Origin of the sequence: Micromonospora sp. DT81.3, assembly GCF_049847225.1 — a bacterium.
GTDB lineage: Bacteria > Actinomycetota > Actinomycetes > Actinomycetales > Microbacteriaceae > Microbacterium.
The window spans coordinates 192,053-208,397 of record NZ_JBNCNY010000007.1 but is presented as its reverse complement, the minus strand read 5'-3'; the positions used below and the strand labels follow the sequence as shown (position 1 = coordinate 208,397).

Annotated in this window: 7 protein-coding genes and 2 pseudogenes; 6 read left to right on the top strand and 3 right to left on the bottom strand. The window is 63.7% G+C overall.

Annotation, left to right across the window (positions count from 1 at the left end; translation table 11 throughout):
• Positions 1–253: 253 nt before the first annotated feature.
• From ACPW96_RS16640 to ACPW96_RS16615, 6 genes and pseudogenes are all read left to right on the top strand, one after another.
• A pseudogene (locus ACPW96_RS16640) lies at positions 254–1,246 on the top strand (IS110 family transposase); the annotation flags it as partial.
• Positions 1,229–1,588: pseudogene (locus ACPW96_RS16635) on the top strand (transposase); the annotation flags it as partial. The pseudogenes ACPW96_RS16640 and ACPW96_RS16635, both read left to right, overlap by 18 nt.
• A 441-nt stretch (positions 1,589–2,029) precedes the next feature.
• Positions 2,030–2,329 (top strand): hypothetical protein, encoded by a 300-nt coding sequence (locus ACPW96_RS16630; RefSeq protein WP_425884375.1) that lies wholly within the window; start codon positions 2,030–2,032, stop codon positions 2,327–2,329.
• Between the two features lie 240 nt (positions 2,330–2,569).
• The gene (locus ACPW96_RS16625; RefSeq protein WP_425884373.1) at positions 2,570–3,160 is read left to right on the top strand and encodes a hypothetical protein; all 591 of its coding nucleotides are present in this window, start codon (positions 2,570–2,572) and stop codon (positions 3,158–3,160) included.
• Positions 3,161–3,827: 667 nt separating this feature from the next.
• Positions 3,828–5,879: a hypothetical protein gene (locus ACPW96_RS16620; RefSeq protein WP_425884371.1), complete on the top strand. Its 2,052-nt coding sequence runs from the start codon at positions 3,828–3,830 to the stop codon at positions 5,877–5,879.
• A gap of 1,362 nt (positions 5,880–7,241) precedes the next feature.
• Positions 7,242–8,522: an esterase/lipase family protein gene (locus ACPW96_RS16615; RefSeq protein ID WP_425884369.1), complete on the top strand. Its 1,281-nt coding sequence runs from the start codon at positions 7,242–7,244 to the stop codon at positions 8,520–8,522.
• Between the two features lie 671 nt (positions 8,523–9,193).
• Here the strand turns inward: ACPW96_RS16615 and ACPW96_RS16610 are convergent.
• The 3 genes from ACPW96_RS16610 to ACPW96_RS16600 form a co-directional block, all read right to left on the bottom strand.
• A complete protein-coding gene (locus ACPW96_RS16610) occupies positions 9,194–9,580 on the bottom strand; it encodes a nuclear transport factor 2 family protein (protein ID WP_425884367.1) in 387 nt (128 codons plus the stop codon).
• Positions 9,581–10,199: 619 nt separating this feature from the next.
• A complete protein-coding gene (locus ACPW96_RS16605; RefSeq protein ID WP_425884365.1) occupies positions 10,200–12,083 on the bottom strand; it encodes an N-acetylmuramoyl-L-alanine amidase in 1,884 nt (627 codons plus the stop codon).
• A gap of 1,298 nt (positions 12,084–13,381) precedes the next feature.
• Positions 13,382–16,345 (bottom strand): RHS repeat-associated core domain-containing protein (locus ACPW96_RS16600; protein WP_425884363.1); only part of this gene is annotated, 2,964 nt, incomplete at its 5' end.

Sequence of the window (16,345 nt, the reverse complement as noted above, 5' to 3'; positions counted from 1 at the left end):
GGTCTCCCTGCCGCACGACGGCTCCTTACGTTGTTGCTGAGACCGGGATCGAGCTGGCGTAGCGTTTCGGCCACCCTCGGGCAGCGGGTATGGCTCAGGTCTCCCTGCCGCACGACGGCTCACTGGGAATGGCCGCCCGCTGCCCGCTGATGGCTCGACCGCTGATTGAGAATTGCGACATTGATCGTTGGGTAAGGACGTGCCGGCGTGGTCATCAACAGGGACCAGACAACGGACCGGAAGGAACACGATCATGCCAACGCTTTGGGCTGGAATCGACTCGGGAAAGCGGACGCATCATTGCGTCGTCATAGACCACGCCGGCGGCGTCCTGCTGTCCCAGCGCATCGACAACGATGAGACCGAGCTGCTCGAGCTCATCGCCACCGTCACGGAGCTCGCTGTTGACGGCGAGGTCTGCTGGGCGACGGATCTGAACGCTGGTGGTGCTGCGCTGGTGATCGCGTTGCTCGCCGCGCACGGGCAGCGGGTGCTCTATATCCCGGGCAGGATCGTTCACCACGCGGCGGCAACGTATCGCGGCGATGGGAAGACGGACGCGAAGGACGCGCGGATCATCGCCGACCAAGCGCGCATGCGGACGGACTTGCAACCGGTGCGGGGAGCGGACCAGGTGGCAGTGAACGTGCGGTTGCTGACCTCGCATCGCCTCGATGTCATCCACGACCGGGTGCGCGCGATCAACCGGCTCCGGGCGACGCTGCTCGAGTACTTCCCTGCGCTGGAGCGGTCATTCGACTACTCCAAGAACAAGGCAGCGCTCACGCTCCTCTCCCGCTACACGACTCCGGACAGCCTTCGCAGAGTCGGCGTCACTCGGCTGACGGGATGGTTGAAGGGCCGGGGCTGTCGCAACAGCGCAAAGGTCGCCCAGGCGGCCGTCGATGCTGCGCACGCGCAACATACCGCCCTCGCGACAGAAGCGGTCGGGTCTGCCCTCGTGACGAAACTCGCCGCCCGGATCAGCACGATCGACGAGGAGCTCGCGGGAATCGACGCGGAGATCGCCGAGCACTATGCGCAACACGAGGATGCCGAGATCCTACTCAGCCTGCCCGGCTTTGGACCCGTCCTGGCAGCGACGTTCCTCGCACAGATCGGCGGCAACCTGGACAACTTCGACACCGTCGACAGGCTCGCCTGCGTCGCCGGGCTCGCGCCCGTCCCACACGATTCCGGACGCATCAACGGCAACCTCCACCGGCCGGTCGCTCAGGCCAATCCCGCCCTGCAGCAGGTCAAGGGCATCGGCACGGTCACTGCGGCGCAATTGCTGATCACGGCGGGTGAGAACGCCGACCGGCTCAAGTCAGAAGCATCCTTCGCGGCGCTCTGCGGCACCAACCCGATCCCCGCCTCCAGCGGCAAGACCACCCGTCACCGCCTCAACCGCGGCGGCGACCGACACGCAAACTCCGCCCTGCACCAGATCGCCGTTGCCCGAATCACCTGCGACCAACGCACCCGCGACTACATCGCCAAGAAGCGCAGCGAAGGAAAGACCACCAAGGAGATCCTCCGCTGCCTCAAACGCGCGATCGCCCGCGAAGTCTTCACCCTGATCACCAACCCACCCCCGGCAGCGGACTATCGAGCGTTGCGCCCAAAGCGCCAACAGCTCGGCCTGCTCCAAGTCAACGCCGCCGTCGGACTCGGCGTCAGCACGGCCAAGATTTCACTCGCCGAACGCGGACAGGTCCACGACGCCGTGTTTCTCACCGCCTACGAAAACTGGCTCAACTCACCGGCTTGACAGCATAGGAGCATCATCGGCCGAGCAGGTCGAGGTGACCCTCAATTTATTCGGTGATGCCGTCAATTCCCGCACCACCCGCCACCTGCGCTCTGGGCTCCGGACTCTCGACAGCCCGTCGCCGCCAGCGTGATGCCGGTGCTCGCCGCAATCGGGGGCTTACCCCCGTCCCCGTCCCGGCCTACGTCGACAAGCGCACGGGCGCCTCGATACTTCGGGCGGCAGTTGCGGTGGACACCCGGGAGCATCAACCCGGTGGTGGCGATCAAGATCGTGCGCCACAACCTCTACCGGCCGACATCGCTGTTCCACGAGACGGGCCACCAGGCTGCCCATCTCACCGGCCGGATCGGCTGCGTCCGCAGGTCGATAAACGCGACATTCGCTGGCGACCCGAGGCCGCAACGGATGTGGACGCGATGGGTGTCCGAGATCGCCGGGGATGTGTTCGCCTTCCTCCACGCCGGCTTCGCTTCGGTCAGCGCGCTCGACGTCGTGGGCAATGCGCGCACGATCCTCCGCTGGCCGGCGGCCGACCCGCATCCGGTGGGATGAGCACGCACGCTGCTCGGCTGCGCCCTGTGCCGGCGCGCATACCGCCCCGGCCCGGGGATGCCCTCGCCGAAACCGTGATCGTGTCGCATCCGCTACGCTCGGCGGACCCGACCGTGCGCCGGGCGCTCAGGCCGACCCGCTATTACCAACGCCCGGCGACCGTCCACTGCTCTGACCGCCGCTGCAGTAGAAGTACCCAGGTATAGCGGGCCGCGGAAGTTCAATGGAACACTGATTCTCATGTTCGGGACCGAGATGGCAGCAGGTCTCATTGGGGCCGTCGTCGGTGCCCTGCTGGGCTGGCTCTGGGCCGACATTATCTACCGCCGTCAGCGACGTGACGCCGCCGCGATGTATGCGCACCAGCGGAACGACGCGGAGGCGAATTATCGCAGGCTGAGGGACGACGCCGAGGCGGCATATCAGGAGCAGAAGGCGGATGCTGAGGCTTCGTACCAAAAGAAGCTGTCCGACGCCAAGATGCGAACCAGCATCGAGAGAGTGGTCAGATTCCATGATCAGTGCACCGCCGCGAAAGACTGGCTGCGGAATCTGCCGAACTGGGGTGATGCGCTACAGGAGCAGGAGCATGACCTCCGATCCGAGGCTTCGACTCGGGCGAACGCCTGTTACGTGGCGTGGGATCAAGCTCAGAACGCCCAATTTCCACAGCGGGTCCAAGCCGTGATGGACTCCGTGAAAGTTGCGACCGCAAAGGCGCTTGGGCAAGTCCATCGAAACGAGAACCTCACCCCGGATATGGCCGCCCTGCAAGTGGCGCTGGGCGATTTCCGGCAGACGGTTAACGAGGAACTGCACACGGATCTCTAGAACGAGAGTGGGACGTGAGGAGGGCAAGCGCTACGTCTCCGTGATCATGTACGTGTTCAGCAATCGCATTATTCGGGGTTTTCCACTTGAGCTTCTTGATCTCCGCCTCCGCGTCCGTCGTTACACCGGGCCGCTCGCTGGCGTCGACCTGGTTCCTCCCGATCCGGGTGCGGATCGTTTCTGGGAGCCGATACCGATCATCCCGGCCACGGCAGTCATCACGGCGGACTCGCTAAGTGGTCGGCTCGCCTCGGCGACCAAACGGACAGCGTGCTTACGAACCGCGCGCGGAGATTTGCTGGGACGTCCCATGAGACAACCCTTTCGAGGAATCCTCCCCGAACACCGGGGTCGCTCACGCGATCTCCCCACCTGTTCATACCGTTGTTCACACCCCGCTCACTCGGTCGGAAAACGCCAATGGCGAGGGCATGGGAACCTCGAGGACGAATCGCAAGCGGATCACTGAACGGGGTTGGGCCTTCCCAGCCTCCACTAGGCGGTGGCTTGACATTGCGAGTCGCAAGGGGGTCCAGCGCTGTGGCGATGAACTAACGAGGACTTCCCTCTTGCTCGCGGTCGCGTGGAGGAGCACGCTCATTGGGACGGTCATGGCCCGGAGCCCCTGGCGGCGCGTGCCTCGGAGCGTGCGGCACGGGAGGTTGGAATGGACTACTTCGTCAGCACCACGGGCAGCGACGAGAACCCTGGAACCCTGGAGCAACCGTTCGCAACCATCGGGTTCGGCGCGGGCAAGCTGACGCCCGGAGACCATCTGTGGGTCCGTAAGGGCACCTACCTGGAGCAGGTCGAGATCAAGGGGCGCCAGAACACCCGCCCGCCAGTTCCGATGACGATAGCGGCCTACCAGGGCGAGAGGGTGATCATCGACGGGGCGGTCAACGCAGTGCACGGCGGCGCTCACCTGTTCAGAGAAACTACGAACGACGACTGGGACCGTCTGGGCACGAGCGAGGAGTACGTGTCGAAGAATCCCCTCCCCGCCGGTGTGGCCAAGGGCTGCTTCCGTAACCGAAGAGCCCACACGCGGCTGATCACCTACAGCACGCTCGAGGATCTCCGGGCCGACAACCAGAAGTTCGGGCACATGCCCGGCCTCATGGCGCCGACGGATCCTCCGGGAGAACTGGCCCGCGATCCCAAGCACGCAGCGCTGCCTCGTCGGCCGTGGGTCTACATGGGCCCCGGGATCCACCAGCACCCGAAGACGCTCAAGGTCCACATCCGCCTCACCCACACCACGCATGACGAGCGGGGCGTCACGAACTACACCGGCACAACGGACCCACGGCAGGTCGGGCTGGCGATCTGCACCGACGCAGTGCCCACGGTGAAGATCCAGAACTGCGACGGCATAGTCCTCCGCGGGCTGCGCATCCGAGGAGGAGGCGGGACGGCACTCGCCATCAGTCAGTCCTCCTTTACCGTCGTCGACACGGTGACACTCCTCGGCGGACCCGACGTTCTGCTGGTGCACGACGCTTCGCGCCACACGCGGCTGCACGACTGCGTCATCGACGGCGGACTGCCCCCGTGGATGTTCCGCAGCGACCTGAAGAGCGACTACACGATCGATGCCACGGGCGTGGTGAACGTGCTCGGCAAACAGACCGTCGACAGCCTGCTTCGATGCGGGAAGGACATCGATGACCTGGTCCTCGACCACTGCGAGCTCGTCAACAGCCACGACATGCTGCTACTCGCCGGCACCGACGTCGAGCTCGACCACTGCTGGATCGACAACATCAATGACGACGCCCTCATCATCGCATCGAAGGCCACCCGGATCCGGGTGCACCACTGCGCGTTCGATCGCGTGCTGACCTTCCTAAACCTGGTCTCTGCCAGTCTGCCCGGAGGCTCGGTCCTGCTCTACCGCAACCTGGTCGACCTGCGCCGGCCCACCGTAGGCCGGCGTCCGCACCCACGGCCAGAGGTCCTCAACACTCTCCAGCCGGACGACGATCCCGACCCACAGGACCACGACGAACTCCAGGTAGCGGCCCTGCGCCTCGGCCAGTTCTTCAAGGCCGACCCCAACGCCGATCCCGACCTCGCCATCTTCCACAACACCGTGCTGGTAGTCGACCCGGAAGGCGCGGCCACCTACCCGTACTTCCTTCGGTATGACGGACTCACGTCGAGGCGGGTCATCAACAACCTCCTGGTGTCGATCAACCACAGGCCCGGGTCCGACCGGCTTATCGCCGTGCTCCCGCGGCCAAGCGACGAGGCGATCAGCGACGGAAACCTGTACCACCGCATCGGACAGACCTCGGCCCAACCGTTCTTCCACCGGAGCTACGAGGTGCCCTCAGTGGCCCGCTTCAAGTCGTTCGACGGGCTGCGGACGCCGCCCAGTCCGGTACAGCCGAGCACGTACTTCGACGACACGCAGCTGAAGTACCCGCCGGGGGTCGAATTCCATGGCGTGGAGGCCGACCCGCTCTTCGCCGCGATGCAACCCTGGCCGCTGGACCAGCACGTGTTGCGGATCGACGACTTCCGGCTGACGCCGACGAGTCCGGCTCGCAACCACGGGGCACCGCTCCCAGGAGACCTCGCCGATCGGGACCCGGACCCCGCCGACGGAGTGCGCGATATCGGCTGCTTCGAGCACGGCGTAGCGCCGTTGGCGGTCGGCGTGGGGGGACGTCGGCGCTTCCCTCAACGAGAACCCGAGATCGCACCCCGATAAAGTGCCCTGCGCCCGTAGTTCGTACGTCGTGGGCGACGCGCGCACGATCCTGCGCTGGCCGGCAGGCGACCCGCATCCGGTGGGGCGGCGCGCATGCTTCTCGGCTGCGCGCTGTGCCGACGCGCGTACGGCCCTGGCCCGTGGGACGCACTAGCCGAGACGGTGATGTTGTCGCATCCGCTGCGCTGGGCGGACCTGACCGTGCGCCGGCTGCTCGAGCGGGCGATGCCCGGACCGCGCACCGCCAGGTCACCGGCTGGACCGTCACCGCCCACCCGGACGCGATGCTGCGCCGCGCCGGACACGTCCTGACCGGGCATACACGGTGAGTGGAACGGCGCCGACCGACGGTGCTTCAGCGAGCGCTCGATGAAGCCCCTCCACGCCACCGGAACGGGAGGTCGTAGTCCCAGAACTGACTGCGCCAGTTCCACGCCAGCCGGCGTGGAACGGCGTTGAGAGAATCCACCAACCAGCGGGACGCCACTCCCAGAATATTAGAGGCCTCCAACGGGCCGGATGCGTCCCTGGCCGCGCAACGGTGGAGCTTCGATTGGTCATGCGCGTAGCGGCCGGACAGTCAAAGGTATAGCGTGCGGGTAGATCCAGTGCCGTCGGTCGCTGCGTAACGGCGCCGCCCTCCTGGAAGGAGTCGTGCTATGAGGGCCGTGCGCCTTCCTGTCGCTGGTGGTCACCCATCGTTGGCATTGTGCCTCGCTCGGCTGCCCGAGTTCGGTCCCTTATCGTGGGCGGCGGGCTTCGCAGGTCGCCGCTTCTGAGCATCTGCCATGCAACCTCAAGAGTGTTCAACCCAGTTCTGCCTGAAGGTAGAACCCTCGATAGCACGCGCGCTCGAGTCGAACCCAGATGTAGCCGCATTGTGCAATCGGCGGCGGTACTGTCGCTCCGCGCTGATGGGAGAAATCCAATGACCGGTAAGCCGCCCGATTCTGCTGACGATGCCCGCCATGTAAATCCGTTGCCGAGCCGACAGTTGGCGCGGCCTACCCTAGATGATCTGCGCGGTCGGGTCGACGAGTTTTGGTCTCACCCAAGGACTGCCGAGTTGAGACAGACGCTTGTCGATAGTCCTCGCGAGGGTGAACAACACGACTTTGGTCCAGCCGAGATGCTTCGGGCGAGGATGAGTGCCACGCTCGAGTCTCGATCTGGAATTGCCGCGTTTCGATTGAAGAAGAGTCTCTCGTACCGAGACGGTGAGCTCATTTCCATATCGGGTGACGACAGTCCATTGGGCCCCGACGACCGGATCTTGGTCGTCACAAGCACGACCACCATCATGGACTCCGAATCAGTCGTCATCGAAACTGAGCTCCTCCTGTTCGAACGCGAACCCTGATTATGAGCTCCCCGGCTGCAACCTTCGGCTCGATTGAGATTGAGCCGAATCTGCCTGAAGACCGACGCACAGACCGTGAAGTGATCTTGCTCCTCCACGGGACGGGAGGCAAGAAGGAGGAATGGACGTTCCCCGCTTGGCGCGGCCACAATTACGATCTCGGCCGACCCGCGGCTCGGCATTCAAACGACCATCTCACGCCGCCGCTGAACTTCTTGCCGGACTTCTCGTTGTCGGACAAGAAAGATGTGAAGTGCTGGCGCAGCGTACTGCTGGGCCTCGGGCATACGATCATCAACTACAGCCAGGACGACCCCAGTGGGCCAATCGAGTTCGCACTCTCGCAGTTCGAAGATCTGATCGTCCCGTTCATAAGGGCCGAAGTGCTGACAGGCGAGCTGGCTTCGAAACGCGTGACAATAATCGCCCACAGCCGTGGCGGGATACTCGCCCGCTACTACCTGGCCAGGCATCCCGAGGGTGAAGAGTGGATAGGGCGGATCGTTACCCTGTGCTCACCCCACAATGCGACCAATGCGCCGAACGCTGCCAGGAGACTCAGAGACGAACTCTCAGTACTACTCGCTCCGTTGCTGGCGCCTGACCCTCTGCTATTACTCCTAGCCGCGCTCGCCCGCATGGAGATAGACGTTGAACCGACCGCCGCACAGGCCCAGTTGCTGCCAGGAAGCGACCTGTTCTCCAAGCTGTCTCAGCCGAGCGACACGCCCAGCATCAGCTTCCACACCGTGGCTGGTGACTCTGTGACGATGGCGAGGATCTACCAGTGGCTATGGATGCCCGAAAGCTCAATCCCTCACTGGGATTTCCTAGATCTGCTACCTCATTTCGATTGGACGAAGGCGGCATTTGAGGTTATAGGCCTGTCGCCCATGTTTGACCAGATTCCGGACCTCGCCGTGTTCGCTGAGCAAAGGGAGGGCAACGGGGATATTTGTGTGACCGTGGACAGCGCCCAACTGCCGGGAGTCCCTAACCAGGTATTGCCGATACACCATGGCCAAGCGTTCTTCGATGAAGCTCTGTTTGCGCATGTCGCGGGGATCCTCGGTACCCCGCTCGGGAACCTTGACGCCGAGTTGTGTCTAGAGGGCTTCATCGGCAACAGGCGCAGCCGCGAGCTACACGACCCAGCCCACGAAACCCCCCAGTGCCAACTAGACGAGATCATGCACCGCTGGCCATTTTCCTCCGTCGAGGAAGCATTCGCTGAGGGGTACGAAGGTTGCGCCTACTGCATGCCTGAACATCACCATGAGTAGCGCGACGAGCGTGGCCGAACGGTCGCAATCTGACGACTAAGCCAGGGTCCCTGACTCAGTGCCGAGTCTCCAGTGGGGGCGCCTACCAGGTGGGTCGGGTATCAGCGGGGTCCTCTGGGGACCTGGGCGAATGGTGGCCGTGAACTGCCCAAACTGTGCCGTGCCTGGGAAGGGGGCGGGCTGTGACGAAGAGAGTCGACCTCCCCACCGGAAGGGTTCGCTCTCCCTGAATGGCCGCCGGCCCGGCCGACGCCGAGAAGGTGCTCGAATCGTTCCACCCACCCGATTCGGACATCGCTCGACTCGGTCGAACCGTCCGCGTCGGGCGGGATTAGTTCCTCGCCTCCTTCGACACGGCGGCGTCAGCAACGGTGACACCGAAGCGATCACCCCGTCAACAAAGACTCGCCGGGGCGTCCATAGGTTCCGGCATTAGACGACAACCCTCCGAGCCCGTGAACGACGACCGCATCGTCCGACGACTCGTGTAGATGAGGGACGGGCGCGCGTTCCACTTCGTAACGTGCAAGTCTCGCGCATCCTCGACCGAGCTGAGCTTTGGGTGTTCAGCGGGCACGCGCATCGGCATTGGACTTGGAGTTAGAGGGGAGGGCACCGCGCCGTGCGGAATAAAGGCTGCCTTGAGTGGTCGGGAATGCGAAGACGTCCTGCTAGGGCGACGCGGCGTCATCCGCATCCCACCGATCGTTGAACCAGAAGCCGATCCGCCAGCCGTCGGGGGACTCGGTGAGAACGCGCACATTGCGGAACGTAGCTGTGGCGCCTTCTGCATCCGTCGTGGTGACTGTTACCACGGCGACGGCTCTGTTTCCAACCACGTCGAGCGCGGTGACGGCGGACGCACGGCTCACGAAAGGACTGGGCCCGTGGAGAGCAGCTATGAAACCAGCCTTATCGACGATCTCGCCGTTCGCTCTGCGGAAGAGGAGGTCGGGGCTGAGGGCGTTGTCCAGTAGCTGGATCGCGTTCTCGTCGCGTTCCTGCTCCCAGTCCGCAACAGATTTATTGAGAGATCGGAGGGCTTCATCGTCCGGCATTTCATTCTCCTTGAATCGAGGCTGCGGCACGGCACATTCTCCCAGAGAGCCCCCCAATCGACATAGCCTTCGTCATCCGCGCGCACCACCCGGGGTCGTGCGCTGCCGGGTTTTGGGCGAGGACCACCGCACATCCTCACCATCCGGCACCATCTCGCCTACTCACGCCGCCAGGCGCGGATTACTGCGTGCGCTCGCCGGGCTCCGGACGTCGCGAGTGGGGAGAAATAACGCCTGCAGAGTGGATGGCGATGCTCATGCGCATACGCAGCGTCGGGTGTCTGGTTCCATGGAGCACGATGTTCGCCGATGATGCTCGGGGGGCCGACGATTGACGACTCGTCCTGCGATACCGGTGTGAGACAACGAGATCCCGAAAGTCCCAGGACCGGGCATCAGCGGGGGGTACAGGAGGGCCGTCGAGGCGCTTGTGTCGATCGCGTCGGTACGCAGGTGTTCGTCGGTGAGGCTGGAAACATGATTCTCAAAGGTGTCTACCGGTTCGTCGTCGTCGAGTGCCGTCTCCAGAAGCTGGGTGACGTCATTCGGGCGCCAAGATGCCCTGATCTGATATCGCCCCGGCCGCGACCCCGGCGGCGGGTTGAAGCCTTGGCTAGCTCTACGCCACTCTCTGTATAAGGTCGGCGGTTGTCCCGTCCACGAGGTCAGGCTTCGGTGGGCGAGCGGGAAAATTGCCGACACCGGACATGAAGTGCTGCTGGAATATTCTGACGGCCCTTCTGGTGGGCAGGTCGTAGGTTCCCGTTACTGGGCAAAGGTAGCCGATTTTTTCCAACTGCTTCTGAAGCGACGCGATGGCACCTGCCGGTGCCGCTGGGAGGCGGATGCCCCCGTAGATCTTGCCGCTGTCACTATCCTTTTTCTGCAGGATGAGGGTAGGGAACAACAGGAAAAGCTTGCTTAGAGGAGTTGGCTTTTGCGGACCACTTCTGATAGGGATTCCGAGTCCAGCCGCAGCGAGGTCGCTCCAGTCAAACATGAAGCCAGGATCACCGCCCTTGCGACCGACGCAAATCTGGCCGCTCGCTATCCCCGTCGCGAGGTCGCTGTGGCCGATGATCGACTTAGTTGAAATGCTCCAATGAGAAGCAAGGTCGCTCAGGAGACGCTTTAGGCTTTTCATCTGGGCTGGCAGGTACGGCCGCGTCGGGTTCTCGGCGTCTGGGTCGTTTTCATGTTGAATCTCTATGCCGAAGGATCGGGAATTGTTCGCGAGCTGTCCACCCCAGGAGCTGATACCGGCGTGCTCCGCATGGTCAGCGTCCTCAACTAGCTTCACCACTTGGCCATCGATATCGATGAAGTAGTCCGCGTTGCCCGGCATATTACGCATGAACTTTTTCAAGATCACCGGCGTATTTAGGCTGTCAGTATGGTGGACGACGATCAGATCCCGCGGTTTGGTCCGCTTCGTGAACCTGGGGGATTTCATAAAGACCGGCTGTAGCTCGGCGGTCAACTTCTTGCCCTTGAGCGTGAGATCGCCGCCTACGGCAACTACCTTGCCTGCCCGTATCGTGAGGTTTCCGTTGAGGGGTCGCCACATCCTTTGCATGGGCGCGACAGTTGGCAGAGTCTTGGGCCCCACTTCCTGGCTGTTCGGGAGCGCGTCTGCGGGCTCAAACTTCAGGTCATAGGTGTTGTCCGCGAGAGCCGGAAGATTGATCGTTGCTCTTCCCTTGTTGTCCGTCGTCCAGACCGTCGCGTTGCCGGTCAGCCTTACCTTGCATTGTGCGACTTTGTCGGTTGGCAACAGTTTATTTATGGCGGTCAATTCGAGTATTGGTCCTACCTTGGTCCAGTTGACATGAAATCCAATAGGGCCCACACTCACCGCATCGCGGAGGAGAGCGACGTCCGACGGCTCGGAACCGATTAGCTGACCCTCGATGAAGAGACTGTCGCCGGACCGTAGGCGGGGTTTCGAGGGTAGGCCGTTAACAAATGCCGTGACGGAACGACGCGTGCTCCCGAAGACCAATTCTTCAGCTTCGGCTTCAAGTACGAGCATGAGATGAGCAAGACAGCGATCGGCCGACATCTCTCGCTTCAGCTCAGCAAAGCTGCCAACGGTGTGGATGCGGGCCGGTTCTTCGACAGGACCGACACCGGTTGCCCAGTTGACACGACTGAGCTTCTTCGCGAGCGGTTCCAGCGCCTCGGTCGTGATGAGCAGGCGATCCAGAACCGCCAGGTTGCTCTTAGCCTCTTCGCGAATGCGCTTCAGATCCTTATCGAGCTTCTTGTCGAGCGGTCGCCGGGCTTCCTCGAAGGCGTCAGAACAGGCCTTCTTTTCCTTCACGAATCTGGCGCTGGCCTGAGCGAAGGGCGGCTTGCCGCTGGCGACTGCTGCGTCGAACCGGGCCTGCGCCTCACCGATGCAATCGTCGCGCAGGGCTCGGGCCGCAGATATCTTTAGCTCGAACTGAGCGAACAACGCACTGCTCGCGTCGTCAGCCTTGGTGCACGTGTCGATCACCATGAAGGATCCCCCTCTCCGAGCCCTCAGCAGACAGCGACTGCGGACTGGGAAACGCACCTGCTGGCGAGGGTACGCCCCCGGCCACCTTTGTCAAGGGGAGTTGCGTCGGCTGGTGCTTGACCACAGCGGTTGATGGGTCGCGTTCACCACCGGCGCGGTCAGGTCTGTTTCCTGCGGGATGAGCAAACCTGTGCGGGTGCGTCGCCCGAACGACGCTGAGGTTCGCGAGTTGCAGCGCATCGTGCGCCGGGGCGCACGTCAGACCGCTCGATCGTCAAAGTTGCGACGAGCGATGGTGGTTTTGGCGTCCGCCGGCCGCAACGACGTGGCCGCAATCGCTCGGCTAGCGGGGACCTCACCCGGACAGCGTGACCTGGACACACTCTGGCGACGACCAGGGGGACGTGCGGCAGCAACTTCTGCTGGCCGCCGCGTAAAGCGAAGCCACCAGTCAACGTTTGCCACCTGCGGTGAGGCTGAATCCCACCGCAGGTTCAATACTCACCGACGGCTAACTTCGGCGTGATTCCGCGGATGTCGGCCGACACAGACATTCGAAAGTGGGACCCGACGGCGTCAGGCGTGCACAATCCGTGTACAGAATTTGTTCACGTTTTGTTCCCAAGAACCGATCAGCGCCACCTGAAAGTTGCGCTGATCAGGTATTTTCTAAGCGCGGTGACGGCGGGATTTGAACCCTAATGTATGGACGTCACCACGCCCGCACTCGATCTCAGGCCCTGCGCTCGCCTGCGATCCCGCGGGCGTCGAGTTCTCAAGCACTGCACTCGCCTGCATTCGATCTCTTCATTTGTTCACGCGTTTGTTCACACCTCCTAGCCTGGGATCGGTGGGCAAGTGAGCGAGCAACTCGCGCGGGTGCTCCCACGGCAATGAGATTGGCGGCACGTCTTCGGTTGCAGGAGCCTCCGCGCCGATGACTGCGTTTTCACGGTTCGTTACGCCTCACTGGAACGGTGACCTCGGCTCCGACTCGCACCGTTCGACCGATGGTGACCCGTGACGGTTGCAGGTCGGCTCGGCGGCTGGGGTCAGGGCCGTAATGGACACAACGAGTCATCTCGGCGCCAATCGCCGGCAACCATCGGGCGAATCGCCGGCTCGGTGGACCTGTCCCCCATTGGCCCGGGTCCGATAGTGGATCTTATGTCAGCTCTGAACCTGTCAGCACAACCCGCCGCGACAGCGCGGCGCGATCGTTGAGGTGCTCCGGCCCGTCAATACGGCACCATCAGAGCATGCAGCGTGACGGCCGACGCACCCTCCCGCAGTTCCACTCAAGGGTCCCGAGGCGTCTGCGGCAAGTTCGAGTTATCGTCGGCGAAATCGTTGATAGCCCGACCGTAGACAGTCATGGCACTACGGGCCACTAGCGGGACGATACCGTAAATCACCCACGCTTCCTTCGCACCTGCCCACCCGTAGTCGATGACCTCAGGCATCTGCGTTCCGAGCATGGCCCCGATACCTGCCCCGACTGGGCCGCCGAGCATGGCTCCCACGGTACCCCCCATGAACGTCCAACCCTCGTCCATGATCTTCTTCCACGATTCCGTTTCATACCAGTAAACGGCTTCCGCTGCGACAATGGATTCCGCTGCGACTTGAGTGTGTGAAGTGTAGGACTCTGATTTCGCCGCGCGGGCCCGCTTCCCATGTGGCGCGAGGCGCGCGTCGTCCCAGCCGGTACCGCTGGGGTCGTACTTGTCGACCTTTGGCCGCTCGTAACCGCCGCCGCCGACTCGGCCCTGGTCCGTGTGGGGAGCCCAACCCCCAAGACCGCCGCCTCCGACCCATCTGCCATCCCAGTCCCAGCAATTGACCATGCAAGGCACCAGTCCAAGGGGATCTGTGTGGTTCACGGGATCGTCACCGCAGTAGGCGTAAGCGTTCAGGCTTTGGCTGCCGTAAGGATTGAATGCTCCGGCGCCAAGCGGATCTGGTTGGAGGAATCGTCCGAGTTCCGGGTGGTAGAAGCGGTTTACGGCGTAGTCGAGCCCTGTGCTGGTGTCGCGGTCATAGCTGGTGAAAGGGCTAGATATCCCCGCGTTACTCACGAGTGCGCCCCCGTATGGAAGCGCCTCGTGGGCGACGCCCAGGGGTGGGCCTGCTTCAGGTTCGGTGACGTACCGCGTCCCGGTACGGCCGGGATGGAGGTAGTGGACACGCTTGAGGTTGCTGTCTACTCTTCCCCAGGTGGAGAGCAGCCGGTCACCTAGGTTGAAGGACAGTTCTTTCCAGGCGAGAGTGTTCTCGATGTCTGGCCCGTTGGCTTCGTAGGTGGCGATGACCGTGTCTTCATCCCAGATGTAGAACGTGGCGGATTTGATCTCCGTTGGTGGCACGCCTCCAGGGTGGTGAGTGGGCGGCCAGGTGGTGGCGCCTACCCGAATTGTGCCGCGTCGGCGGTTGCAGGCGCCGAACAGATACCCGGTGATCTCTTGCGTGGCTCCGTTGTGTACCCAAGCCAATCGGCCAGCGAGGTCATACTGATACTTGTAGTCGACCCCGTTGATGCGCGCCGCGGTGACATTCCCCGCCGCATCGTGATCGAACCCTGCGGTGAGAATGCGGTTAGTGAGGTACTCGTAGCTCAGCTCCTGCAGGCCATCAGACGGTGTCGGCGTGCCCGAGACTATCTCACCGCGGGGCATGCCGCCGAGCCTATTCCCGTGTAGGTCGTACGTGTACTTCTCGCCCCACGTGCCGGTCGGTTGCGGGCCACCGGCGTAATCCCTGAGGCGGCCCAGCCGGTCGTAGACGGCCACACGGGTTCCGGAGGGGTCGAGGAGATCCTGGGTGACGTGCAGCTGGGGCGGCTGTCCGGATGCGGTGGCGGCTGGGTGGTACCGGTAGTCGACGTTCGAGATTGCCCCGTTGCCGTGCCTGAGGCTTTGCCCGGAGAGGAGGAGCGGATTGGGTAGATCGCGTTTGTAGGTCTCGTCGATGTCGTCAGGGCCGATGAGCAGGTGGGCGATTTGGCCGGCCGCTGTGTCGGCGATGTCGTGGACGAGGGTGTCGCCGTTGACGTAGAGCTCGTCCACTAGGCCCCTCAGGCGACGCGCAACCTCCAGAATGGGTCGCTGGTTGCCGGCGCCGTCGCCATACTGGGCCGGAAAGGTGGTGGTGCGCACCCGGGCCAGTTGGTCACGGCCGTAGTCGATCGTGAATGGGCGGTTGGGCGCGAGGTCCATCGTGGTGACCACGGACACGAGGCCGAGGACGGGGTCATGATGGAAAACCCGCCGAGAGGCGCCTGAACAGATCTCTTCGTGAACGCGGCGGAGGTCACCGGTCGTCTCATAGTGGTAGAAAACGACGCCCATACCGGCGACGGGGTGCTCATGGTCGCGGAACGATCCCATGTTGCGCGATACGGAACCGAGCCGGTCGAAGGGGTCGTTGTTGTAATCGAAGTCGCTGACAATTCCGCGTGAGTCCTCCATCTGAACAAGATTCGAGCGTGCATCGTACGCGAACGATTCACTCCAGTACTCGGTAGCGCCGCCCACCGTTTCGGGGATCCCAGCACCGCGTTCCGGCAAGTATTGGCGAATGAGCCGGCCGAGCGAGTCGTACCGGAATCGTCGTTGTTGCGTCGGACCACCCCAGCCGCGTCCGGTCCCCGCCCAGTGCTGCAGGGTTCCGTCGGTGCCGCGGCCGAACACGTTCATCCGACGCGGCGCCCAGGACACCGCGTGCGGGGCATCCGTCAGGGTGCCGCCGAGGGACGTCGGATCACCCCAGCCGCGTCCGGTCCCCGCCCAGTGCTGCAGGGTGCCATCGGTGCCGCGGCCGAACACATCCACCCGGTTCGGCGCCCAGGACACCGCGTGCGGGGCATCCGCCAGGGTGCCGCCGAGAGACCCCGGACCACCCCAGGCGGTTCCGTCCCACGCCCAGTGCTGCAGGGTGCCATCGGTGCCGCGGCCGAACACATCCACCCGGTTCGGCGCCGACGACACCGCGTGCGGGGCATCCGCCAGCGCCCCGCCGAGAGACCCCGGACCACCCCAGGCGGTCCCGTCCCACGCCCAGTGCTGCAGGGTGCCATCGGTGCCGCGGCCGAACACATCTAGCCGGTTCGGCGCCGACGACACCGCGTGCGGGGCATCCGCCAGCGCCCCGCCGAGAGACCCCGGACCACCCCAGGCGGTCCCGTCCCACGCCCAGTGCTGCAGGGTGCCATCGGTGCCGCGGCCGAACACATCTAGCCGGTTCGGCGCCCACGACACCGCGTG

Bases quoted from the DNA above. Each gene is read 5' to 3' on its own strand.
- ACPW96_RS16625 (WP_425884373.1), top strand. From the start codon at position 2,570: ATGTTCGGGACCGAGATGGCAGCAGGTCTCATTGGGGCCGTCGTCGGT.
- ACPW96_RS16620 (WP_425884371.1), top strand. From the start codon at position 3,828: ATGGACTACTTCGTCAGCACCACGGGCAGCGACGAGAACCCTGGAACC.
- ACPW96_RS16615 (WP_425884369.1), top strand. From the start codon at position 7,242: ATGAGCTCCCCGGCTGCAACCTTCGGCTCGATTGAGATTGAGCCGAAT.
- ACPW96_RS16610 (WP_425884367.1), bottom strand. From the start codon at position 9,580: ATGCCGGACGATGAAGCCCTCCGATCTCTCAATAAATCTGTTGCGGAC.
- ACPW96_RS16605 (WP_425884365.1), bottom strand. From the start codon at position 12,083: ATGGTGATCGACACGTGCACCAAGGCTGACGACGCGAGCAGTGCGTTG.